We start from the raw sequence: 22,557 nt of genomic DNA, 5'->3' as shown, positions 1-22,557 counted from the left end.
TAGCTTCATCCGATGTTAACCCGAAAGGATTCTGAGACCATGAATAGATTGACTACCGGCGAAATGGCCGGAACCGCCCTGTTTGCGCTGATCCTCGCCCTCCTGGCGTACCGGATTATCCGCGGCATGCCGAAGATGGCCGGAGACATTACCGCCTTCCGCAAACGGACCCTCGTCTGGACCCAGGTCGCCCTGGTGCTTACCGTCCTTCAGCTCAACTTCAAGGCCGGAGACTGGCGCTTCGGCATTATCCTCGGCCTGATCGTCCTGTTCACCGGCAGCATCTGGCTGTCCGCCCGCCGCTATGACAACGCCCGCCGGGCTGAGGCTGAGCAGGGAGAGGAGTAGTGAGGAACACGGTGCGTTTGCTGCGTGGAGCGGGGATAGCTGACTGGAGACAACGTGGAGTAACCCGTCCACCATTCGCCCCCCTCTCTATCCGCATCCAGTAGATTATGTGAGCACAATGTATGCTGTTTTCCACATACATTCTGGCCATACGCCTGCATATGAACACAATGTATGCTGTTTTTCGCATACATTCGGCCATACGCGGTATGTGAGCACAATGTATGCTGTTTTTCGCATACATTCGGCATTCGCCGCTGTACCAGCTTATATTTACGTTTCAGGCTCCTGCCAGGGAGCCTTTTCTGTGTCTTCCGGCCGGGCAGCAGGCATACTTTCCCTCTCCCTAACCATACTAATGACATTCTATGGATACCGATGGAGGGCTGATGAATGGGCAAAAAACTGAATCTGCTGATGTTCAGCGGGGAGTATGACAAGGCGATGGCCGGGCTGATTTTGGCGAATGCGGCCAGGGATATTGAGGTGGAGGTTACGATGTTCTTCTCGTTCTGGGGGCTGTTTCTCGTCCGGGACCCGGAGACTATGACGCTAGAGGATAAGAGTATCTATGAGAAGCTGATGGATGTCATTACTCCCAAGGGACCGGAGCAGCTTCCGCTCTCGCGGATGAACTTCAGCGGGCTCGGCAAGCTGATGCTGGAGGAGATGATGGAGGATCAAGGAGCACCGAAGCTTATACATTTTCTGAAGGGCGCGCGCAAAAAGAACATCAAGTTCTACGCCTGCAAGCTCTCGGTGGAGATCATGGGCTTCAAGCTGGAGGAGCTGCTGCCCGAGGTGGAGATTATCGATGCCGCCGCGTATCTGAAGGATGCGCTGGAGAGCGATATCCAGCTCTTCATCTGATGGCTATGGGCTTTAACCTAATTACGCCACCGGGCATATACTGAGGCAGACGAAGACGGATTGGTTACCCCCGGCGGGCATGCAGAGGCTGCGACTCACACGATACTTGCCTTGCGCAGCACCAGCGCCTGCCGGAATCCGTCTCATTGATAGAGCATTCATTGCCTGGAGGGATTGTCCGTGCTGAGTATCCACCGCGCCGCTGCGGCAGACGCGCCGTCTTCACTGCAAGAGCATTTCGCGGCATTCCGTGAGCACACTGTCGGCAGCCGCCATCTGATCTCCACCCCCTACGGACGGCAGCCGCTGCTGTACGCCGACTGGACGGCCAGCGGCCGACTGTATGAGCCGATTGAGCGCAAAATACAAGAGACCTTCGGCCCCTATGTCAGCAATCCGCACACCGACTCCAACACCACCGGCCTGACCATGACCCTGGCTTATCATGAAGCACGGAGCATCATCCGGCAGCATGTGAACGCCGCCCCCACAGATGCCCTGCTCTTCTGCGGCAACGGCACCACCGGCGCGGTGAACAAGCTGCTGCGGATTATGGGCCTGAAGCTGCCGGAATGGCTGAAGCAGGAAACCCTCTGCGCACCGGAGGAGCGCCCGGTTATCTTCATCAGTCATATGGAGCATCATTCCAATCTGCTGCCCTGGCAGGAGAGCTTCGGCGATGTGGTTACCGTTCCATCCGGGCCAGGAGGAGAGGTGGATCTGCAGCAGCTCGGGGAGCTACTGACGATCTACCGGAACCGCCGCTTCAAGATCGGCTCCTTCACCGCCTGCTCCAATGTCACCGGCATGGAGACCCCGTATCATCAGCTCGCTGCGCTCATGCACCGGCATGGCGGGGTATGCTTCGTGGATTTTGCAGCCAGCGCCCCTTATCAGGAGATCAATATGCATCCGGCAGCCCCGCAGGAGAAGCTGGACGCCATCTTCTTCTCGCCGCATAAATTCCTCGGCGGCCCGGGAACCGGTGGCGTGCTGCTGTTCGACACCGCGCTCTGCACCGGCCGGCTGCCGGATGAGCCCGGCGGCGGCACCGTGGTATGGGTGAACCGCTGGGGCGGACGCCGCTACATCGATGATGTTGAGGTCCGCGAAGACGGGGGCACCCCCGGCTTCCTGCAGGCGATCCGCACCGCCCTCTGCGTGAAGCTGAAGGAGCAGATGAACGGAACCGGACAATATATGATCGTCCGTGAACAAGAGCTGTGCCGGAAGCTGCTCTCGGGGCTGGCGCAGATTCCCGGCTGCTCCGTGCTGGAGGGCCTACACCGTAAGCGGCATGGCATTGTCTCCTTCACGCTGAAGGAGATTCATTACAATCTCGCGGTACGGCTGCTGAATGACCGCTTCGGCATTCAGGCGCGTGGCGGCTGCTCCTGCGCCGGTCCGTACGGCCATCAGCTGCTCGGGCTGAACCCGGCGCAATCCCAGGCATTTATCCAGGCGATCCACGCCGGGGACCAGTCGCTGAAGCCGGGCTGGATCCGCCTGTCCCTGCACCCGATCATGACGGACCGGGAGGTGGAGCATATGGTCTTCGCCGTACAGTCTATCGTCAGCAATATTGGAGAATGGAGCAAGGATTACCGCTACAATGCTGTCACCAATAGCTGGCTTCATACCGGGGAGAGAGGCGTTACAGAGGACGGGGAGATTCGTGAATTATTTGTGCTGTAGCGGCGCTTGGCCGCGCAGCTCCCGCTCCCGCGCCAGCCGGGCGAACCTGGCTTCAATCGCTTTAACCCCCCACAGAGAAGCTCCGATAAACAGCAGCACATAGATGATTTCCGCCGGATGACGGATGAACCGCTGCACATCATTGCCGATGTAGGATACCGCAAATACCATAATGGCTTTGCCGGCACACAGTGCAATCAGATAGGAACGCAGCCGCATTCCGGCCAGACCCGCCGCCATATTAATCACCACGAACGGACCCACCGGGAACAGGCTAAGCAGGAACACATAGCTGAACCCGCTCTGGCGGACCCAGGTCATCGCTTTGGCTACCTTGGGCCGCTTGGCCCATTTGGTGAGGTAGGGATGTCCGGCAATCTTGCGGATAATCAGGAAGGTGACCGTGCAGCCTGCGACCAGACCGATCCAGGAATACAGGAACCCCAGCCATAGCCCGTACACCGCCCCGTTAAGCCCTACAATTGCTATAGTCGGCAGCGGAGGTACGAACGATTTCATGAAGGTAAGCCCCACACCCGGCAGCGGCCCGAACGAGCGGTATTGCTCCAGCAGCTGCAACAGGCGCTCCTCGGTCAGCCATGACATAATATCTATATAGAACATTTCTTCAGCGCTCCTCAAGTACGATCTGGAATTTCAATTATACAACACTTCCGGCGGGAAGTAGAAGGAAGCTGGACAAGCGCAAGCTGCCGGAGATATGATGAAATTATGAGAACATTTGATTATAGTCTGCTGGCCAAAAGAGTGCTCGCCCTGTTGTGCATCGGCCTGCTCGCCGCAGTGGCGCTGATCCCCCTGCTCAGCTCCTCGTCTGCCTGCTACAGCCCAAGGTCAGGATGGGCCGATTTATCCTCCTGCACCTTCGATAATTCTGCCGTCTACCCGCTTGAAGGGAAGTGGGAATTCTATTGGCAGGAGCGGCTGGAACCGCTGGATACCTTATCCGGAACAGCAGAGGCACCGGCCTATATGCCCGTGCCCGGCGCTTGGGGCCGGGCATCGGAGGCTACCGGCTTCTCCCGCTACGGATATGCAACCTACCGTCTGCTGGTTCAGCTGCCGCCGGAGGTTCCCGCCTTCGCCCTCAAGGTGAGCAATATCCGCAATGCCAGCGAGGTATATGTAAATGGCGAGCGGCTGGGCGGAAGCGGAACGCCGGGGGAATCCCGGGAGACCACCAAGCCGCGCAATCATCCGTATTCCCTGACTTTTCACAGCAGAGATAATCTGGCGGAGATTCTGATACATACGTCCAATTTCACCTATTCAAGCGGAGGCATTGCGGAGCCTATCCGGATTGGCACCCCTGCTGCTATAACTGCCATCGACCAGCGGAACCGGACCTACGACACTTTGCTGGTGGCAGGCTTTGCTTTTATCGGCTGCTATTTCATCGGCCAGGGCTTTCAGCGCAAAGAGGACAAGTCCTCGCTTCAGTTGGCTATCTTCTGCTTCATGATCGCCTTATATATGCTGACGCACAGTGAGAAGCTGCTGCTCGAGTACCTTCCTTCCCTCTCTTATGAAGGATTCAACAAGCTGCAGGCGGTATCCGGTGTAGTCGGGTTCTATTGTGTATCCAGCTATACCTATTCTTTGTTTCCCGCACTCTATTCCCGGCTCTTTAAGCGGATCTGCTCTGTGTATGCCTTAAGCTTCTGCATCGTTGTACTGCTAAGCTCATTGACTGTGTATTCGCGGATTACAGGGCTGCTGCTGGCCTTCAGCTTCATCTCTGTCTGCTATATGTTCTATGTTATGGTCAAAGCCATTCTGCTTAGGGAGACCGGTTCCTACTATCTGCTGATCGGTGTCATTGCTGTAGTGATCTTCACCTTATCCTTAGCCAGCAATCTGTTCTTCGGTACCGAACTCTACGCTGTTCCGCCGATAGCCGGTCCGATCTTCATTCTTGCCGAAGGGCTGTTCCTGTCTGCGCGCCACGCCCATGCCTACGAGACCATTAAGCAGCTGTCCCGGCAGCTGGAGCGCAAGGACAGGGATAAGGATGAGTTCCTGCTGAAGACCTCCGCCGAGCTGCGTATGCCGCTGAATGCCATCATTAACGTGGCTTTATCCATGCATGAGGGAGCCGGAGGACCGCTAAGCCCGTCCCAGCGGGAGGATATGCGGCTGATTCTCGGTACTGGCAGAAGGCTGGCCTTCCTGGTCAGGGATATTCTCGATTATGAGCAGATCAAGCGCCAGCGCATCACCCTGCAATGGGGGACCGTCGATGTCCAGGGGGTGGCAGCCATTGTCATTGAGGTCTTCCAGTTCCTGAACAAGAAGGGCAGCATCCGCATCAAAAATCACATCCCGCCGGGCCGCTTCCTGGTCCAGGCTGATGAACAGCGGCTGATGCAGATCCTCTATAGCCTGCTGGATAATGCACTGAAATTCACGGACCGCGGCAGCGTAGTCATCGAGGCCGCCTGGCAGGAGGAGTTCCTCTTCATTGCCGTCACCGATACCGGAAAGGGCATTCCCGAGGATCAGCTGGAGTGTATCTTCCATGACTATGAGCAGCTGAGCGAGGCCGATTCCCTTGAGACCGGAGGCCTCGGACTGAGCCTTGCGATCAGCCGTAAGCTGGTAGAGCTGCATGGCGGGAGCATCTCCGTCTCTTCCCGGGTTGGCCGGGGCAGCACATTCACCTTCACGCTTCCGGGCAACGAGGCGGAAGCCGCCGCTGCCGCCCAAGCCGGAGAACAGGCGCTCTTAAGACAAGCGTATACCCAGCCGGAAATGCTGGATGACCTCTGGAAATACCGGTCGGCTGATCCGCCGCAGTCCAGCGGACAAGCCGTTCCCTATGCGCCGCGTATCCTGATCGTAGATGACGACTATGCCAGCCTGAAGGCTCTGACCAACCTGCTGTCGCTGGAGAATTACAGCATCGCAAGCCGCAGCAGCGGCAAGGAGGCGCTTGCGCTGCTGGCTGTTGACCGTAATTTCGATCTCTGTATGATCGATGTTATGATGCCCGAGATGTCCGGCCTTGAGCTATGCAGGATCATCCGCGAGACTTACACCCCGCTGGACCTGCCGATCCTGATGGCTACAGCCGGGCAGCAGCTTCACTTCAACGAGGCGGCCTTCCGCGCCGGAGCCAATGATTTTATCCATAAGCCTTATATCTGGAGCGATCTTAAGGGACGGGTTAACACGCTGGTTCAGCTAAGGCGGTCTGTCTCCGAGCGGCTCAGCTCGGAGATCGCCATGCTGCGTGCGCAGATCAAGCCGCATTTTCTGTACAACGCTATTAATACAATCATCTGGATGAGTACGCGTGACACCGAGAAGACGCAGCTGCTGCTATACGATCTGAGCCATTTCCTGCGTGGCAGCTTCGACTTCAGCAACCAGGAGACCGCCATTCCATTCGAGAAGGAGCTGGAGCTGATCGAAGCCTATCTGTCACTGGAGCAGGCCCGGTTCGGGAAGCGGCTGAATGCCGAGTATCATATTGAGGTTAGTGAATTCCCGCTGCCGCCGCTGATTGTGCAGCCCATTGTAGAGAATGCTGTTCGTCACGGACTGATGGAGAAAATTGACGGAGGAACAGTGATCATCTCCACCCGGCAGGAGGGCGGTGATATCCTGATCACCGTCTCGGACAACGGAAAGGGAATGAGCGATGAACAGCTATCCTCGTGGATGAAGGACGACTACCGGTCTTCGCATGGCGAAGGCACCGGAATCGGCCTGCGGAATATTAACCGCCGGCTGCTCACCCAGTTCGGGCGTCCGCTGATTCTTACCCGGGGAGCCAGCGGAGGTATAGATGTACTGATAACAATCCCATGGAAGGAGGAGGTCTCCTGAGTATGAGCATCTCTGTAATGGTAATTGATGACGAATGGCCGGCACTGGATCAGATGAAGCGGCTGCTGCTCCAGTGTGAAGGAGTATCCTCTGTCCTGACGTACGATAACCCGCGCGAAGCCCTCGCTGCTGCTTCCGAACTGAAGCCGGATGTTCTATTCCTGGACATCCAGATGCCGGAGCTGTCCGGCCTCACTTTTGCCGAGAAGCTGTTGCCAGTATCTCCGGACACAGACATCGTATTCGTAACCGCCTACCGGAATTATGCTGTCGAAGCCTTCGACTTGTCTGCGATGGATTATCTGCTGAAGCCCGTTGATCCTTCGCGGCTGCTCAAGACCTGGAACAAGCTGCTCAGTAAACGCCTATCGCCTGCAGCTGCCGGGGCTGCCGGGGCAACTGGAGCAACTGGAGCAGCCGGGAGGACAACTGCGTTCCGGCTCCTGGGGGATTATGAGCTAACCAGCCCTCAGGGCTTGGTGAAGTGGAGAACACACAAGGCCCAGGAATTATTTGCGTATCTGTGGATTCACAGGCAGGGCAGTGTCAGCGTCATTCTGAATGATGTGTTTCCGCAGTGGAATTACGAGAAGGGCAAGCAATATCTGCACACTACGGTCTACCAGATCCGCACCACCTTGAAGAAAGCCGCGCTGGAGGACAAGATTGAGCTGACCTTCGGCAGGGAGAACTACAGGCTGGAATCGAGGGAGATTGAGGGGGACATTGAGAAATTCCAGGAAGCTGCGGCGCTTGCAATGCAGAACAGCCAACTGGAGGTACTGCAGAAGGCCTGCGCCCTGTACACCGGTGACCTGCTTCAGTCGCTGGACAGCCTCTGGGTATATTCCGCCCGTGACAAATACCGGCGGCTGTACCTCAAGCTGCTGGAGCAGCTTACCCTGGGATTGGTGCAGGCTGCACGGCCACACGAGGCCGAAGATTACGCCGTGCGCCTGACGGAGCTGGAGCCGCTGGAGGAGAGTTACGCCCTGCGGTTAATCGCCATCTATTACGAGACCGCCAAGCCCCTGCGCGCCCAGCGCAAATTCACCCAGTTCAGTGAATCATACATCGCAGAGACCGGCGACGCCTTGCCGGACTGGTTCGTCGACGAATACCGGCGGCTGGGTAGATAGGGTCCGGGTATTTTCAGGGGGGAATTGGATCGTGTTATACTAACATAAAATAAATCCCAATATTCAAGTGAGGTGCTATCCTAATGCTGCCCCAAAGAGAAGAATTACAACGGTTACTAAAAAAGGCAAACCAGCATGCAGTCGCAGAAGCCAAGAAAGCAGGAGCTTCTATCTATTATATAAAAAACGGGAAACGAATTCGTGAAGATGCCACTGGGCAAAAATTCGAAATTACTTATGATGTAGCCGGTAACCGGACTGAGCTTGTTAGTCATGAGTGAATCTAAATCTGTAATGACGGTTTTTGCCGGAACTAATGGAGCTGGAAAAAGCACAATTAGTTTCCAGTTGAGGGACTATGTTGGAATCATTATTGATCCTGACCAGATTGCTAAGAGGATTAATCCGGAAAATCCCAGAAGTGCAGATCTGTCTGCTGGACGAGAGGCTGTAAAGCAAATAAGGGAACTAATCAGTCGTAAAGAAGACTTCGCTATAGAAACTACTCTATCGGGAAGTTTTGTCTTACGTCACATGAAGACAGCTAAGCAACAAGGTTATAAAGTCGTCATGTATTATATTGGATTACAGGATGTACAAATGCATATAGATCGGGTAGCTTCAAGAGTGGAGCAAGGAGGGCATTGGATTGCCGAAAAAGATATCCGCTGGAGATACGGTGAATCCTTAAGCAACCTGAAACCTGCATTAGAGATCTCAGATGAAGTCACCATTATCGACAACACCAGTGAACCTGAGGTGGTGATGGAAATCCAGAACTCACAAATCGGCTTTTGCAGAGATGAAATTCCTGCATGGGCTAGAGGAGCTTTAGAATTTTATTTATAATCCCGGCATTTTTTCGATATTTTACGCCATGGTTCGACGTTTATCAGTATTTTATCAGTGACAATTGTTACCATTGTTCATATACAAGATCATTCGTGCATAGGGATGCATCATTATGATGGCAATGGGGGATGTAACATGAATAAAAGGAATAGATTCATGCGGGCAATCAGAGGGATGAAGGTACTGCCGCTTATGATGTCCATGATTCGTGAGGCTGCAGTGGATACCACCGCTCCTGCGATGTCTGTTGTGGTGACCACTGACAAAGAGGCCTATAATCCGGGGGATGAAGTTACCGTGCTGGTGCATTTAAAAGACTTCGCGCCAAATGACCTTGGCTACAGCTATCTTAACTTCATTATCCAATATGACAGCCAGGTATTTGATAACCTTGAATATACACAGCATTCGATCTATACGGAAGGAAATTATACGGCTGGCAATGAGGTGGATAACCTGTTCCAGTTCAATTTTCAGAGTCCCGTGGATGGCAGTATCTATCTCGGAAAAAACACAAGTATGCGCGGCATTGATATTCAGGTTGAAGCGGGCAGCGGGCAGCAGGCGATTCCGGCAGTAGATCAGACTCTGGTCACGTTCAAGCTGAGGGTCAAAGAACTTACACTTGCCTCCTCCTCAACGATCAGCCTGGCCAATGAATTCACCAGAATCCGCACCTCTGAAGCCGCGAATAGCATCTATCTCTACTCGCCCGATGTCACAGCGAACGCCCCGGCAAGGATCGAAATTACCCAATCTCCGTCCGTCTCCGTCTTCTCTGCACTGGAGTCCGTTAACCGTCTGACGTAGCAGTGTACCCTGCAACTGCGGCAGCTCCATCCACATACATATCCCTTACATAATTAGCTGCCGTCTATATTTCTTGTACTATGGTGTATATACATACTTGGGAAGCAGGTGTTTTGCAATGCTGAACTCAGATATTATAGATGTACGGGCAACGGTCCCGGATGATCTCGACTTCGTCCTGGCTGCCGAAGGAGCTGAGCCCAACCGCCGGTTCGTCGGCCAGTGGAACAGGGAACAGCATGTTGCAGCTCTGGGTGATGGAGATCTTAGGCATCTGATTGTTCAAGACAAGACAGGGGAACGGGTGGGTTATGTGATCCTCTCAGGGCTTCTGGACCCTAATCTCACACTGTGCATCAAACGGATTGTGATTCAGGCCAAGGGCCGCGGCTACGGGACAATGGCGCTGAAGCTGCTGATCTATTGGGCATTCAATCACACGGATACGCACCGGCTGTGGCTCGACGTTAAGGATTACAATGTCAGAGCGCAGCATGTCTATGAAGCGGCCGGCTTCCAAAAGGAAGGCACCCTCCGCGAATGTATCCGGACGGAGGGTGGATTTGAGTCACTCCAGATCATGTCTATCCTGCGCCATGAATTACGTACGGATGAACTCAATGCCGACCTGCAAATTAGAGGGATACAGCATTAGCCATGAGAAGATTGTATTCGGTTTTCCGAATACATCCGGCCCGTTCACTTCCCGCGCGCCCATTGTATTCGGTTTTCCGCATACATTATGAACTCTTACTCTCCTCAACATAAACAAAAGACCAAGCCAACGTCAGAGACGTTCGAAGCTTGATCTCCGTTATTCCGGTTTACGCCTGGGCTTCAATCGACTCCACGGGTCTGGTTCGGCCCACAAGCAGCGTCGTCACATGCTTACGTGCGTCCGCTGTAAGCAGCAGCAGCTCCACCGGCCCGCCGGCCGGCTCCCTGCGGATGAAGGTAACCCTGGCACCGTCCAGATCCTCATAGATCCCGGCCACGGTATAGCCTAGCCCGGTGAGATTGTCAATTTCCTGCCGTTCCCGGTCGAACTCTGCAAATGCTGACATCTCAGACCACTCCTCCGCTGATTTCTGCCTGGGCCGGATGGGGAGCTTCGGCCTCGAAGCGCTTGCGGTGCAGGTATTTGCCTTGGCCTGCGGCACCGACGAATACTTTGTCCCGGATCACGAACTCTCCCCGGCTCAGCACAGAGACCGGCTCTCCCTTGACTTCCAGCCCCTCGAACGCATTATAGTCCACATTCATATGATGGGTCTCTGCCGACAGTGTCCGTTCCACTGCAGGATCGAAGATCACGATATCAGCATCGCTGCCCACGGCAATCGTACCCTTTTGCGGGAACAGGCCGAACAGCTTGGCGCTTGAGGTGGCGATGATATCCACGAATTTGTTGAGCGTGATCCGGCCCTTCTGCACCCCTTCGGAGTAGAGGACACTGAACCGGTCTTCGATGGTGGGCCCACCGTTCGGGATCTTCGAGAAATCTCCCCGTCCCAGCTCCTTCTGCCCCTTGAAGTTGAACGAGCACTGGTCAGAGCCGATGGTCTGCAGCGTCCCGCTCCAGAGGGCATCCCAGAGCACATCCTGGTTCCACTGTTCGCGCAGCGGAGGGGACCAGACATACTTGGCGCCTTCAAATTCCGGCTTCGCCAGCGCCGACTGATCCAGCACCAGATACTGCGGGCAGGTCTCGCCGTAGACGCGCAGCCCTTTCTTGCGGGCTTCGGCAATCTTCCAGGCCGCCTCGGCGCAGGTGACATGCACCACATAGAGCTGTGAATCCGTCAGCCCGGTCAAATACGCCGCCCGGCCCGTCGCCTCGCCCTCCAGCTCAGGAGGGCGGGTCAGCGCATGATAGAGCGGATCGGTATTTCCTGCGGCCAGCGCCTGGTCCACCAGATACTCGATGACATCCCCATTCTCGGCATGTACCATAACCAGCGCCCCTTCGCGCTTCGCCGCCTGAAGCGTCTTATACAGGACTCCGTCGTCGGCCTGGAAGGTGTTCTTGTAGGCCATGAACACCTTCAGCGAGGTGATGCCCTCCTGCTCGATAATCTGCGGCAGCTCGCTGAGCACCTTGTCATTCAGCTCTGATACCATCAGGTGGAAGCTGTAGTCGATGACCGCTTTATCCTGCGATTTGTGATGCCAGGTATCTACAGCCTGCTGGAGCGGCTGCCCCTTCGTGGTCAGGCAGAAATCGATGACCGTGGTGGTTCCGCCGTAAGCAGCGGCAATCGTGCCGGTCTTGAAGTCATCGGCGGTAACTGTACCGCCGAAGGGCATATCCAGATGGGTGTGGGGATCAATCCCTCCCGGAAAGACATAACAGCCGGAAGCATCAATGATCTCCGCTCCCGGCGCTTCCAGATTCAGGCCGATGCCACTGATGATTCCATCCTCAATCAGGACATCCCCCGTATACGTATCTGCCGCTGTAACGATAATTCCGTGCTTGATGATCTTCTTCATCTTATCCCACCTCCGCTTCCGAATAAGAACCGTTAACCCCGCTGATGATCCGGCTGCGCTGATTCCAGCTCATCGGGGCCGCTCCGCCCTCCAGTGCAATCATATCAATGGCTCCGTCTGCCGGGCAGACAATCGAACACAGATTGCAGCCCACACAATCCTCCTCACGTACTTGCAGAATCGCCTTGCCCTCCGCATTCGTCAGCATATCGATGCATTGATGAGAGGCGTCTTCACAGGCAATATGGCATTTATTGCAGTTGATACAGTTCTCCTCGTTGATCCGCGCAACGACTTGATAGTTAAGGTCAAGATCGCCCCAGTTGGAATACTTAGGCACCGACTTGCCAATCAGCTCGGTTACCGAAGCCAGCCCCTTCTCGTCCAGGTAATGGTTCAGACCGTCGATCATCTCCTCCACAATCCTGAAGCCATGATGCATAACCGCTGTGCAGACCTGAATACCTGTCGAGCCCATCAGCATGAATTCGACGACATCCTGCCAGGTGGAGATGCCGCCGATGCCGGAGATCGGTACGCCGACCTCACGGTCCCGGGCACATTCTGCCACCATGCTAAGGGCAATCGGTTTGACAGCCGGGCCGCAATAACCGCCGTGCGCTCCCTGGCCGCCGACATTCGGAATCGTATTCCAGCTGTGGATGTCCACCCCGGCCAGACTGTTGATGGTATTGATCAGGCTGATCGCATCCGCTCCGCCCTTGACGGCGTGCCGGGCCACCACGGTAATGTCGGTGATGTTCGGCGTCAGCTTCACAATGACCGGGGTGGTTGCCACCTCCTTGACCCAGGCGGTCTGCGCCTGCACCAGATCAGGCTGCTGGCCCGAAGCCGCGCCCATGCCGCGTTCAGCCATGCCGTGCGGACAGCCGAAGTTCAGCTCCAGACCGTCTACCCCGATAGCCTCCACGCGCTTCACAATTTCATGCCACTTCTCCCGCTTCGGCTCCACCATCAGGGAAGCAATGATCGTATGGTCCGGGAATCTCCGCTTCGTCTCATAGATTTCCTTCAGGTTGACCTCCAGCGGACGGTCGGTAATCAGCTCAATATTGTTGAAGCCCGCTACACGCTGGCCGCCAAAATGAACGGCGGCGAACCGGGCCGAGGTATTGATGACCGGCTCTCCGAGCGTCTTCCACACCGCGCCTCCCCAGCCTGCCTCGAACGCACGCTGCACCTGATAGCCTGTATTGGTAGGCGGCGCAGAGGCCAGCCAGAACGGATTCGGTGACTTGATGCCTGCAAAATCAATACTGAGATCTGCCATTGCCATTCCCTCCCCTTCTAAGAAATACGCTTTATACGGCAGAGCCGACTATGCCATCCTGACGGCCTGACCACTGCTTCACAATCGCATAGGCAGCATCCTTGCCCTGCTGCGCGGCAGAGACCACCATGGCCTCCCCCGTCCCTGCGCCGAAGACAATATCGCCGGCAGCATAAATCTGCGGATCAGAGGTACGGCCGGTCGCGGGATCAATCTCCACTACGCCCCGCTTATGCTTAAGCCCCAGCGCCTCAATGAGGTCCATCCGCCGCTTCTGGCCGATAGCCACCACTACAGCATCCACCGGGAGCAGGAATTCCGAGCCTGCCACCGGCACGGGAGAGGGGCGTCCATCCGGCCCGGCCTCACCGCTCAGCTCCATCCGCACACATTCCAGTGCCGCGACATTCCCCAGCTCATCCCCGACAATCCGCTTCGGCAGGGTCAGCCAATTGAATTCCACCCCCTCCTGCTTGGCGAATTCATATTCGAAATCATAAGCCGTCATCTCCCCGCGCGTCCGGCGGTAGATCATCTTCACTTTCGCCGCGCCGAGCCGCACCGAGCAGGTAGCCGCATCAATGGCCGTATTGCCCGCACCAATGACAGCCACACGCTGTCCCATCAGCTCTAGGGTAGGAATCCCGGTCTTAGTGGTCTCCACCAGTTCGATCGCATCATAGACACCGGACAGCTTCTCGCCTTCAATCCCCAGCGGAGGGACGTAACCCATCCCGGCCGCCAGCACAATGGCATCATATCCGGCCTTAAGCTCTTCTATGGAAATATCCACGCCCACCTTCATTCCCGTGCGGATCTCTACGCCCAGCCCCTCCACCTGCTCCACTTCCCAGAGCGAAATGTCCTGCGGCAGCCGGAAGGAGACAATCCCGTAGGTATCTAGGCCTCCGGCCAGCGGCTTCGCCTCATAGATCACCACCTGGAAGCCTTCGCGCGCCAGCTCTCTGGCTGCTGACAGACCTGCCGGTCCGCCGCCGATCACCGCTACTTTCTTGCCGTTAGGCTCACCTGCCCGGAAGAGCTGAAGGCCGCTGCGGATCGCCCAATCCGTGGCATAACGCTGCAGCAGGCCAATCTCAATCGGTGCGGAAGCGCCGTTCAGCACACAGGCCCCCTCGCACAGCTCCTCCGTAGGACATACCCGTGCGCAGCTTGCGCCGACCGGATTAGCGTCCATGATGGTCTGCGCCGCCCCTCTGAGATTGTCGGTAGCGATTCTTTTGATGAAGGAAGGGATATTGATGCTGGTCGGACAGGCCTGGATACAGGGCGCATCATAGCAGTACAGACAGCGGTTGGATTCTTCGATAGCTCCCTTGCGGGTAAGCCCCGGCTCTGCCTCGGCAAAATTACCCATGAACAGCTCAGGTGTAAATGTGGTTAACGGTGAAGATTGCTCCATCGGGTACCCCTCCTTCTGGCCAAAGTAGCTTCCACTCTCGGCTTCGATTTATGTTATATAATATAACATTATTACGATGATCGCCTTAATATTTTGCATACTTGTAAGAATTATTGTAGTAAAATAAACTTCAAACCGATAAATTCGCTAATCGCACTCCAATTTGAGTTAAGTTTCCTGACATATTATATTCAAACTATAGTCAATTCGTTTTTTCGTTACATTAGACAGATTGTCTAATTTCAAAAGTCTATTTTTTACCTGTGAGAATGGCCTGAGAACTATGTTAACGAGGGGGAAGCTTATGGACTTTGAACTTGTATTTACGATCCGCGACGCGCTGAAGCGGCCGCTGTTCGCTGAAGCTGAGCTGATCGGGGGAAGAAACGGCCTGAACCGGGCAGTCCGCTGGGTGCATGTGCTGGAGAGCGCGAGCCTGGAGAGTCTGATTCACGGGGAAGAGATGATTCTGACTACCGGAATGAGCGCAAGCACGGATCTGGACGCCGCCCTGTCCTTCATGCAGAATCTGATTGATAAGAACGCCGCCTGCCTGTGCATTGAGCTGGGAGCCTACTTCAGTGCCATTCCGCAGGAGATGATCATTCTGGCGAACCTGCATGATTTTCCGCTGATCCAATTCACCCGCACTGTACGGTTCGTCGACATTACACTCGATCTGCATTCTCTCATCATCAACCGCCATCACCGGATGCTGCAAGAGCTGGAGAGCATCTCCCGCGAATTCCACCGGCTGACCCTAACCTCCCAGGGGACCCTTAAGGTCCTGCAATTGTTATGTAAAAGCACCCGCACACAGATTCTCTATATGCACCTGCAAGGTAAACCTCTCTTCTTCCCGGCCCTCGCGCCCGAGGAGCAGCGCCCGCTGCTGGGCTTCTTCGAGACCTTCAGCGAAGAGATGGAAGGGGTACAGCCCGAGGCGGCCCCCTATATCCGCGAATACGGCCACAAGACCATCGCCGTGAAGCCCGTTGGAGCCTTGGATCAGACCTGGGCCTATATCCTGATGGTCTGTAATCACAAGCCGCAGGAATTCGACTGTCTGCTGCTCGATTCCGCCTCCTTATCCATCGCACAGGAGCTGCTGCGCACGCGGTACATGGAGGAGCGGAAGCTGTTCTCGGAGAATCTGTGGGTGGATGAGCTGGCCTCTGGACGCACTCAGGACGACAACCGGCTCAAGGGGCTGGTCGGCCCGGACTTCAACCTGGTCAATGAGCTGCCCTACCGGGTCTGTCTGATCGAGATTGAGAATCCCCGGGATGTTAAATGGAACAGCTCGGAGAATGACTGGGAATCCATCACCTTCCATCTTTCGCTCATTCTGCGCTCCATCTTCGAGAAGTATTCCCTCCGGCCGCTGATCACCCTGAAGAACAACCGGCTGACCGTCATTGCGCTGGATATCCAGTCCAAGCTGCCCGGCAAGCTGCGCCTGCAGCAGGCGCTTGATTCCCTGCAGCATATCCGTGCGGATGAGAAGCTGAAGGACCTGCAGCTCGTCATCGGAGTCAGCAAGTCCCACAAGGGCCTGAAGCATGCTCATGCCGGTTACCAGGAAGCTGTACAAGCGCTGTCCCTCTATTCCTGTTACCAGAAGCCGGTCCTGATGTATGAGGAGTTAGGCGTCTTCCAGCTGCTGCTGAGCTTGAACGACGGCAAGACGCTGGAGAATTTCATCCGCAGCTATATCGGCCCGCTGATTGACCATGATGAGGCGAAGGGCAGCGAACTGCTGCTGACGCTGCGCGTCTACCTCGATCATGACGGGTCGAAGCAGATCGCCGCCCGTAGCCTCTTCATCGTCAGGCAATCCCTCTACTACCGGCTGGACAAAATCACCGAGCTGCTCGGCGAGGACTTCATGCTCCCGGAGAACCGGATCTCCATTCAGGTCGCCCTGCGCGCCTACCAGTTCCTGTACCCGGAGAAATTCACTCTGCCCAGCTCCCGTTCAGCACAGCTGTGAAGGTATCGATGATGAACTGCACATCCTCATCCGTCGAGGATAACGGCGGAGCGAAGGTGAGCACATTATTGAAGCCAGCCACCGTATCGCCGTTCTTGCCGATGATCAGCCCCTTGGCTTTGCAGTCGGCAATAATTCCCTTAACCACACTTAGCTCAGCAGGCACTCTGGTGGCCTTATCCGCCACCAGCTCAATCCCCAGAACCAGCCCGAAGCTGCGGATATCGCCAACCAGCTTATGCTCCAGAAGCCCAGCGAACCCGCCTTCCAGCCTGCGGCCCAGAATTCCGGCGCGTTCAACCAGCTGCTCCTGCTCCAGAATCTCCAGGTTGCGCAGGGCAAGCGCACAGGCGGCCGGATTGCCGCCGAAGGTGTTCACATGACGGAAGTGCCCGTAGTCATCGCTGTTATCCTTGAAGGCCTCATAGATCTCCTTGCGCACAGCGGTAGCCGATAACGGCAGATAGCCGCTCGTCAGCCCCTTCGCCATCGTGACAATATCGGGCTTGATTCCGAAATTGTGGTGTCCGAACTTGCGGCCGGACCGCCCGAAGCCGCAGATCACCTCGTCGATAATCAGCAACACGCCGTAGGTCCGGCAGATCTCCTGCACCCGGTCCATATAGACCTGATGCGGGACAATCACGCCCCCGCCGGTAATGACCGGCTCCATAATTACCGCCGCTACAGACTCTGCGCCTTCCCAGACAATCATATCCTCAATCGCCTGCGCGCACTGGAGGTTGAACGCCTCTTCGGTCATGCCGGCCGGACGGCGGTAGCTGTCCGGCGGCGCTACATGCAGGAACCCGCCGCCCAGCGGCTCGTACTTGTACTTGCGCTGCGCCTGCCCGGTCGCCGCCAGGGCGCCCAGCGAGCTTCCGTGATAGCCCCGGTAGCGGGCAATGAATTTATGGCGGTCAGGCTGGCCGGTCTGCTGCTGGTACTGGCGGGCGATTTTGAAGGCTGCTTCGTTCGCTTCCGAGCCGCTGTTGGAGAAGAAGATGACATACTCATCCTCCAGCCACTCATTCAGCTTCTCGGCCAGCGCGATGGCCGGCATATGGCTCTGCGTCAGCGGGAAATACGGCAGGCTCAGCAGCTGGTTGTACGCCGCCTCCGCCAGCTCCTTGCGCCCGTACCCCACATTCACGCACCACAGGCCGGACATGCCGTCCAGGAATGTGTTGCCGTCGATATCGGTAACCCATGAACCGCTTGCGGAAGCGGCAATCATCGGCGGATGCTGCTCACTGTAAGGAGTCATATTATGCCACAAATACCGCTGGTCCTTCTTAACCGCCAGCTCACTTTCTTTGCCCAGACTCTGCACGGCACACTCTCCTCCTTGGCTTTCCTTCTTTTAGTAACGCGCGGTAATCATTTTCTTGCGGGTGTAGAACTCCACACCGTCACGGCCGTTCGCGTGCAGATCTCCATAGAACGATTTCTTGTACCCTGAGAAAGGGAAGAATGCCATCGGCGCAGGCACGCCCAGATTGACACCCAGCATCCCAGCATCGATCTCCTCGCGGAATTCACGGACCGCCCTGGCGCTGTCGGTATAGATGCACGCCCCGTTGGCGAAGGGCGACTCATTCGTGACCGCTATCGCCTCCGCCAGATCCTTCACCCGCACCACTGCCAGCAGCGGCGCAAAGATCTCGTCACGCCAGATCTTCATACCCGGCACCACATGATCGAAGATCGTCGGGCCCAGGAAATAGCCGTTGCCCGCAGCTGCAGCATCCTTGCGGCCATCCCGCACCAGCACCGCTTTCTCGTCAAGCCCAGCTTCAATGTAATCGATCGTCCGGTCTTTGTTCGCCTGCCGGATGACCGGGCCCAGGAACACGCCCTCCTCCTGGCCGTTCCCGATCTTCAATCCATCTGCGGCCGCAGCGATCCGGCCCACCAGCTCATCGGCAATGTCCTCCTCCACCACCACTACAGCGCAGGCCATGCACCGTTCGCCCGCCGAGCCGAAGGCTGCGGACAGGATATTTTTCACCGCATGGTCCAGATCGGCATCCTTCAGCACGATCGAATGATTCTTCGCGCCGGCCAGCGCCTGCACCCGCTTGCCGTGCGCAGTCCCCTGCTTATAGACATATTCCGCCACCGGCTGCGAGCCTACGAAGGAGACCGCCTTCACCTCCTCATGCGCCAGCAGGCCATCCACCACCTCATGCGCCCCGTGCACCACATTCAGCACCCCCGGCGGGAAGCCCGCTTCTGCGAACAGCTCGGCCAGCCGGTTCACCAGCAGTGGTGTCCGCTCGGAGGGCTTCAGCACAAAGGTGTTGCCGCAGGCTACCGCCAGCGGGAACATCCAGCAGGGCACCATCATCGGGAAGTTGAACGGGGCGATGCCGCCCACAACTCCCAGGGGATAGCGGTACATGCCGGACTCTACGCCTGTCGCGATATCCGGCAGCTGGCTGCCCATCATCAGCGTGGGAGCGCCAGCGGCGAATTCCACGCATTCGATGCCGCGCTGCACCTCGCCCAGCGCTTCCTCCAGGCTTTTACCGTTCTCCAGCGTGATCAGCTCCGCCAGCTCCTTGCTGTGCTGTACCAGCAGCTGCTGGTACCGGAAGAAATAGCGGGCCCGGCGCGGAACGGCGACTCTTTTCCACTCGGAATAAGCTCTGGAAGCTGCCCGCACGGCTGCATCCAGCTCCTCCCGGCTGGAGATCGGCACATAGGCAATAATTTCGCCGGTCGCCGGGTTGAACACTTCCTCCTGCCGCCCGGAGGAGGACTCCTCCCAAGCTCCATTTATATAGTTCTTCACCTTACTGGCCTGCCCCGTGAGCAGTGTCATCGTCCGCACCTCTTTTCCTGTGTTCGTCCGCTACCCTAGAAGAGATGACCGCCTTACCAGGCGGCCATCTGCTTCAGCTATGAAGGAATCCTGTTGCCCGTTATTTCGCCGCCATCTCCACAATCTCGTTCGTGTAAGCCTCCTCCACCTTGGAAGCCGTCTTGATGACCCCGAATTTCAGCGCGATATCAGCAGTCTGCTGGAATGCGGCAGCATCCGTATAGCCCAGCTTGGAAGCATCGAAGCCCTCCGGCTGGATCAGCTTGGCAACCTCTGTCATCATCGTCAGCTGATGCTCCCGGGTTGTACTGCCCGCTTCCGCAAGCTTCATCACACTGTCCACAGCTGCTTCGGGATCAGCAATCGCATCCGCCCAGCCCTTCAGAGAAGCGCGGACGAACTTGGCCGCCGTCTCCTTGTTGCCCTCCAGCCACTCCTTATTGGCGAACAGATTGTCTTCGAGCATCGCCACACCTTCGTCATTCATGTCGATAACACTGAGGTCCTCTGCCTTAATGCCTGACTCCAGCACCACCTGATATTCGTTATAGGTCATGGCCGAGGCCGCATCCAGCTCACCGCCGAGGAACTGGTCCATCGTGAAGCCCTGCTTGGTGAAGTTCAGATCCTTGCCTGAATCCAGCTTGTATTTATCAAAAAGCGCCAGAAGCTCAAACTCATTGCCGCCCATCCAGTTGCCCACCTTCTTGCCCTTCAGATCAGCCGGTGTAGTGATGCCTGCTTCCTTCTTGGATACCAGCACCAGCCCGCTCTTCTGGAAAATCTGGGCGATCTGCACCAGCGGCATCTCCTGCTCCTGGCCGGTCAGCAGACTCGCCACCCAGTCCACCCCGATATCGGCCGAACCGCCGGCCACCTGCTGCTCAGGCACGATATCCGGCCCGCCCGGCAGAATCTCAACCTTCAGGCCCTCCGCCGCATAATACCCTTTGTCCTGCGCCAGGAAGTACCCTGCGAACTGGGCCTGCGGCACCCATTTGAGCTGCAGCTTCACGGTAACCGGCTCAGCCGCCGGTTCTGTGGTTGCCGCAGCTTCCGGCGAAGCTGCCGCCGCATTCCCCGCAGTCGCTTCTGCTCCGGAGGGACTGGCGTTGTTGTTGCCGCCGCAGCCCGCAAGCAGCGAGATCAGCATTAGAGCCGCCGCAAGCCATAATCCTCCACGATATTTACCCTGTTTGCCCTTCATCATAGCAACTCCCCCTACCAATCATTTTTTTGTAAGACGGCCTAACACAGTATGATTGCGTTCTTGTTGCCCTATGCAGGAATTACACACTACGTACGCCGGGAAGGGTGCCACTTGATAAACACCTTCTCCAGCCGCTCTACGACCAGGTAAAAGATTACTCCGGCAACCGCGGCAAGCACGATGCAGGACCAGCCCAGCGGCATCTTCGCCACCTTGATGGAATTCGAGAGCAGATAACCCAGCCCCCGCGAGGAGAAGAAGAACTCTCCGACAATCGCCCCGATCATGCTCGCTGTAGCGTTGATCTTCAAGGCGGTGAATACATAAGGCAGACTGTTCTGAATCCGCAGATGGCGGAATACCGCCCGTTTGCCTGCCGCATAGGAATGCATCAGGTCCAGCGCCAGCGGGTCCACAGCCGCCATGCCCTTGTAGGCATTGATCGCCATAGCCGCCATCGTGGTCGCGGTCACAATCGCCGCCCGCGAGCCGATGCCGTCCCCGAACCACAGGTTCATGATAGGGGCAAGCGCCACTATGGGCACGGCATTGAGTGCAGCTACCATCGTGAGGCTGCCGCCGCCCCAGCGGGGCCAGGCCGTAGCAGCCAAGGCAATCAGGAAGCCGCAGCCGGAGCCGATCAGCATACCAAGAACGGCTTCAGTGAGGGTATACCCTGTATAAGAGAGCAGCAGACTGAGATTGTCCCGCATCGCTTCAGCGATGGCGGAGGGCAAGGGGAGCTGATATTTCTTCAGATCGAAGATGCGATGAAAGATCTGGAGCTCCCACAGCAGCAGGAACAAAGCTCCGGCAAGCAGCGGCAGCACGAACCCGGGGTTCAGCCATTTCAGGAATTTCCATGGATCTCCGCCTTGATCCGTATCTGGCGTAATAACGTTGTTAGATGACGGGAATTCGCGAACCGTATTACTTTCCATTAGCGGCTGCCTCCTTGGGGACGGAATTCCGGCTGCCAGGGGGCTACCAGACGTTCCACCAGACTCATCAGCCAATAGCTGGCCATGCCCAGCAGAGCACCAACCAGTACCGTAGACCAGAACATATACGTATGGGAGGGTCCGTAATAGAGATTGCGGAGCATAATGACCCCGATCCCGCGCTGCGCACCCATGAGCTCAACTAGAATTGCACCCGTTACAGCCAGCGGCGCTGCAATCTTCAGCCCGCTGAACAGCCCCGGCAGCGCTGCCGGGAAGCGCAGCTTCCAATATACAGCCCACGGCTTAGCGGCATAAGAGTGCATCAGCTCCAGGGCAGAGGGGTCCACACTCCGCAGACCGCGCAGCATATTCAACGCCACCGGAAAGAAGGTGATATAGCCGGAGATGATGATCCGCGACAGCTGCTCATCCCGCACAATCCCGTATATAATCGGCGCCAGCCCCAGAATCGGAATCATCTGCGAAGCAACCGCATACGGGAAGGCAAGCTGCTCTATCGTCCGGGAGAGACTCATCAGCACGGCCAGCAGCACTCCAGAGAGCGCTCCGATCAGGAAGCCCACCCCGGCATTGCCGAAGGTAGCTCCCCCTTCACGGAGAAGGGTGCCGCTGTACTGCCACAGAGTAAGCGCCACCTCGTGGACATAAGGCAGCTTGGACTGGGCCAGCGGCGTCTTCGCCACATGCAGCAGCCACCAGGAGACCGCCTCCCACAGCACCAGCAGGCCGCAGATCCAGACAAACAGCGGTAGCGCACGGTTCCGCATTAACGCACGGCTCAGCTTCATC

Annotated in this window: 20 protein-coding genes; 10 read left to right on the top strand and 10 right to left on the bottom strand. The window is 56.7% G+C overall.

Going from position 1 to position 22,557, the window contains the following annotated elements:
- Window positions 1–39: 39 nt before the first annotated feature.
- The 3 genes from C173_RS21475 (at window position 40) to C173_RS21465 (ending at window position 2,913) form a co-directional block, all read left to right on the top strand.
- On the top strand, window positions 40–348 hold the full coding sequence (locus C173_RS21475; protein WP_036728227.1) for a hypothetical protein: 309 nt from the start codon (window positions 40–42) through the stop codon (window positions 346–348).
- Between the two features lie 393 nt (window positions 349–741).
- Window positions 742–1,218, top strand: a complete 477-nt coding sequence (locus C173_RS21470) for a DsrE/DsrF/DrsH-like family protein (RefSeq protein WP_036728226.1) — start codon at window positions 742–744, stop codon at window positions 1,216–1,218.
- Window positions 1,219–1,398: 180 nt separating this feature from the next.
- A complete protein-coding gene (locus tag C173_RS21465; RefSeq protein WP_036728224.1) occupies window positions 1,399–2,913 on the top strand; it encodes an aminotransferase class V-fold PLP-dependent enzyme in 1,515 nt (504 codons plus the stop codon).
- Here C173_RS21465 and C173_RS21460 read toward each other — a convergent pair.
- Entirely contained in the window at window positions 2,899–3,537 is a 639-nt protein-coding gene (locus tag C173_RS21460) for a TVP38/TMEM64 family protein (protein ID WP_036728222.1), read from the bottom strand. The two genes, C173_RS21465 and C173_RS21460, sit on opposite strands and share 15 nt — an antisense overlap.
- A 108-nt stretch (window positions 3,538–3,645) precedes the next feature.
- On the opposite strand from C173_RS21460, the gene C173_RS21455 reads away from it, so the two are divergent.
- The 6 genes from C173_RS21455 to C173_RS21430 all read left to right on the top strand — a co-directional run bounded on the left by C173_RS21455 (window position 3,646) and on the right by C173_RS21430 (window position 10,221).
- Window positions 3,646–6,765, top strand: coding sequence for an ATP-binding protein (locus C173_RS21455; RefSeq protein ID WP_036728221.1), 3,120 nt, complete (start codon window positions 3,646–3,648; stop codon window positions 6,763–6,765).
- 2 nt (window positions 6,766–6,767) lie between these two features.
- On the top strand, window positions 6,768–7,904 hold the full coding sequence (locus tag C173_RS21450) for a response regulator (RefSeq protein WP_036728218.1): 1,137 nt from the start codon (window positions 6,768–6,770) through the stop codon (window positions 7,902–7,904).
- An 83-nt stretch (window positions 7,905–7,987) separates the two neighbouring features.
- Window positions 7,988–8,185 (top strand): hypothetical protein, encoded by a 198-nt coding sequence (locus C173_RS21445; RefSeq protein WP_036728216.1) that lies wholly within the window; start codon window positions 7,988–7,990, stop codon window positions 8,183–8,185.
- Complete coding sequence (locus C173_RS21440) at window positions 8,178–8,753, top strand: zeta toxin family protein (RefSeq protein WP_036728214.1); 576 nt, start codon at window positions 8,178–8,180, stop codon at window positions 8,751–8,753. Before C173_RS21445 ends, C173_RS21440 begins: the two co-directional genes overlap by 8 nt.
- A 138-nt stretch (window positions 8,754–8,891) precedes the next feature.
- Window positions 8,892–9,566: a cohesin domain-containing protein gene (locus tag C173_RS21435; RefSeq protein ID WP_036728212.1), complete on the top strand. Its 675-nt coding sequence runs from the start codon at window positions 8,892–8,894 to the stop codon at window positions 9,564–9,566.
- A 118-nt stretch (window positions 9,567–9,684) separates the two neighbouring features.
- Window positions 9,685–10,221, top strand: a complete 537-nt coding sequence (locus tag C173_RS21430; protein WP_051478260.1) for a GNAT family N-acetyltransferase — start codon at window positions 9,685–9,687, stop codon at window positions 10,219–10,221.
- 169 nt (window positions 10,222–10,390) lie between these two features.
- Here C173_RS21430 and C173_RS21425 read toward each other — a convergent pair whose 3' ends face one another.
- From C173_RS21425 to C173_RS21410, 4 genes are read right to left on the bottom strand one after another with little or no spacing between them, the layout of a single operon-like run.
- Window positions 10,391–10,630: a hypothetical protein gene (locus tag C173_RS21425; RefSeq protein ID WP_036728210.1), complete on the bottom strand. Its 240-nt coding sequence runs from the start codon at window positions 10,628–10,630 to the stop codon at window positions 10,391–10,393.
- Between the two features lies 1 nt (window position 10,631).
- Window positions 10,632–12,059, bottom strand: coding sequence for a dihydropyrimidinase (gene hydA, locus C173_RS21420; protein WP_036728207.1), 1,428 nt, complete (start codon window positions 12,057–12,059; stop codon window positions 10,632–10,634).
- 1 nt (window position 12,060) lies between these two features.
- Complete coding sequence (gene preA, locus C173_RS21415; RefSeq protein ID WP_036728203.1) at window positions 12,061–13,350, bottom strand: NAD-dependent dihydropyrimidine dehydrogenase subunit PreA; 1,290 nt, start codon at window positions 13,348–13,350, stop codon at window positions 12,061–12,063.
- A gap of 31 nt (window positions 13,351–13,381) precedes the next feature.
- The gene (locus tag C173_RS21410; RefSeq protein WP_051478259.1) at window positions 13,382–14,773 is read right to left on the bottom strand and encodes an NAD(P)-dependent oxidoreductase; all 1,392 of its coding nucleotides are present in this window, start codon (window positions 14,771–14,773) and stop codon (window positions 13,382–13,384) included.
- A gap of 304 nt (window positions 14,774–15,077) precedes the next feature.
- On the opposite strand from C173_RS21410, the gene C173_RS21405 reads away from it, so the two are divergent.
- Window positions 15,078–16,766, top strand: coding sequence for a PucR family transcriptional regulator (locus tag C173_RS21405; RefSeq protein ID WP_036728202.1), 1,689 nt, complete (start codon window positions 15,078–15,080; stop codon window positions 16,764–16,766).
- Here the strand turns inward: C173_RS21405 and C173_RS21400 are convergent.
- From C173_RS21400 to C173_RS21380, 5 genes are all read right to left on the bottom strand, one after another.
- Entirely contained in the window at window positions 16,732–18,099 is a 1,368-nt protein-coding gene (locus C173_RS21400) for an aspartate aminotransferase family protein (protein ID WP_036728201.1), read from the bottom strand. The two genes, C173_RS21405 and C173_RS21400, sit on opposite strands and share 35 nt — an antisense overlap.
- A gap of 30 nt (window positions 18,100–18,129) precedes the next feature.
- Window positions 18,130–19,593, bottom strand: coding sequence for a CoA-acylating methylmalonate-semialdehyde dehydrogenase (locus tag C173_RS21395; protein ID WP_036728199.1), 1,464 nt, complete (start codon window positions 19,591–19,593; stop codon window positions 18,130–18,132).
- 100 nt (window positions 19,594–19,693) lie between these two features.
- Window positions 19,694–20,803 (bottom strand): ABC transporter substrate-binding protein, encoded by a 1,110-nt coding sequence (locus tag C173_RS21390; protein WP_051478258.1) that lies wholly within the window; start codon window positions 20,801–20,803, stop codon window positions 19,694–19,696.
- An 86-nt stretch (window positions 20,804–20,889) separates the two neighbouring features.
- On the bottom strand, window positions 20,890–21,744 hold the full coding sequence (locus tag C173_RS21385; RefSeq protein WP_051478257.1) for an ABC transporter permease: 855 nt from the start codon (window positions 21,742–21,744) through the stop codon (window positions 20,890–20,892).
- Window positions 21,744–22,556, bottom strand: a complete 813-nt coding sequence (locus tag C173_RS21380) for an ABC transporter permease (protein ID WP_036728194.1) — start codon at window positions 22,554–22,556, stop codon at window positions 21,744–21,746. The genes C173_RS21385 and C173_RS21380 overlap by 1 nt, the downstream gene beginning before the upstream one ends.
- Between the last annotated feature and the right edge of the window lies 1 nt (window position 22,557).

The sequence above is a fragment of the Paenibacillus sp. FSL R7-277 genome (genome assembly GCF_000517965.1).
Lineage (GTDB): Bacteria > Bacillota > Bacilli > Paenibacillales > Paenibacillaceae > Paenibacillus_AQ > Paenibacillus_AQ silagei.
The sequence above is the reverse complement of the archived record's forward strand: the minus strand, read 5'-3'. Positions and strand labels throughout refer to the sequence as shown.

Coding starts and splice junctions, on each gene's coding strand:
- C173_RS21475 (WP_036728227.1), top strand. CDS start 40: ATGAATAGATTGACTACCGGCGAAATGGCCGGAACCGCCCTGTTTGCG.
- C173_RS21470 (WP_036728226.1), top strand. CDS start 742: ATGGGCAAAAAACTGAATCTGCTGATGTTCAGCGGGGAGTATGACAAG.
- C173_RS21460 (WP_036728222.1), bottom strand. CDS start 3,537: ATGTTCTATATAGATATTATGTCATGGCTGACCGAGGAGCGCCTGTTG.
- C173_RS21455 (WP_036728221.1), top strand. CDS start 3,646: ATGAGAACATTTGATTATAGTCTGCTGGCCAAAAGAGTGCTCGCCCTG.
- C173_RS21450 (WP_036728218.1), top strand. CDS start 6,768: ATGAGCATCTCTGTAATGGTAATTGATGACGAATGGCCGGCACTGGAT.
- C173_RS21445 (WP_036728216.1), top strand. CDS start 7,988: ATGCTGCCCCAAAGAGAAGAATTACAACGGTTACTAAAAAAGGCAAAC.
- C173_RS21440 (WP_036728214.1), top strand. CDS start 8,178: ATGAGTGAATCTAAATCTGTAATGACGGTTTTTGCCGGAACTAATGGA.
- C173_RS21435 (WP_036728212.1), top strand. CDS start 8,892: ATGAATAAAAGGAATAGATTCATGCGGGCAATCAGAGGGATGAAGGTA.
- C173_RS21430 (WP_051478260.1), top strand. CDS start 9,685: ATGCTGAACTCAGATATTATAGATGTACGGGCAACGGTCCCGGATGAT.
- C173_RS21425 (WP_036728210.1), bottom strand. CDS start 10,630: ATGTCAGCATTTGCAGAGTTCGACCGGGAACGGCAGGAAATTGACAAT.
- hydA (WP_036728207.1), bottom strand. CDS start 12,059: ATGAAGAAGATCATCAAGCACGGAATTATCGTTACAGCGGCAGATACG.
- preA (WP_036728203.1), bottom strand. CDS start 13,350: ATGGCAGATCTCAGTATTGATTTTGCAGGCATCAAGTCACCGAATCCG.
- C173_RS21410 (WP_051478259.1), bottom strand. CDS start 14,773: ATGGAGCAATCTTCACCGTTAACCACATTTACACCTGAGCTGTTCATG.
- C173_RS21405 (WP_036728202.1), top strand. CDS start 15,078: ATGGACTTTGAACTTGTATTTACGATCCGCGACGCGCTGAAGCGGCCG.
- C173_RS21395 (WP_036728199.1), bottom strand. CDS start 19,593: ATGACACTGCTCACGGGGCAGGCCAGTAAGGTGAAGAACTATATAAAT.
- C173_RS21390 (WP_051478258.1), bottom strand. CDS start 20,803: ATGATGAAGGGCAAACAGGGTAAATATCGTGGAGGATTATGGCTTGCG.
- C173_RS21385 (WP_051478257.1), bottom strand. CDS start 21,744: ATGGAAAGTAATACGGTTCGCGAATTCCCGTCATCTAACAACGTTATT.
- C173_RS21380 (WP_036728194.1), bottom strand. CDS start 22,556: ATGAAGCTGAGCCGTGCGTTAATGCGGAACCGTGCGCTACCGCTGTTT.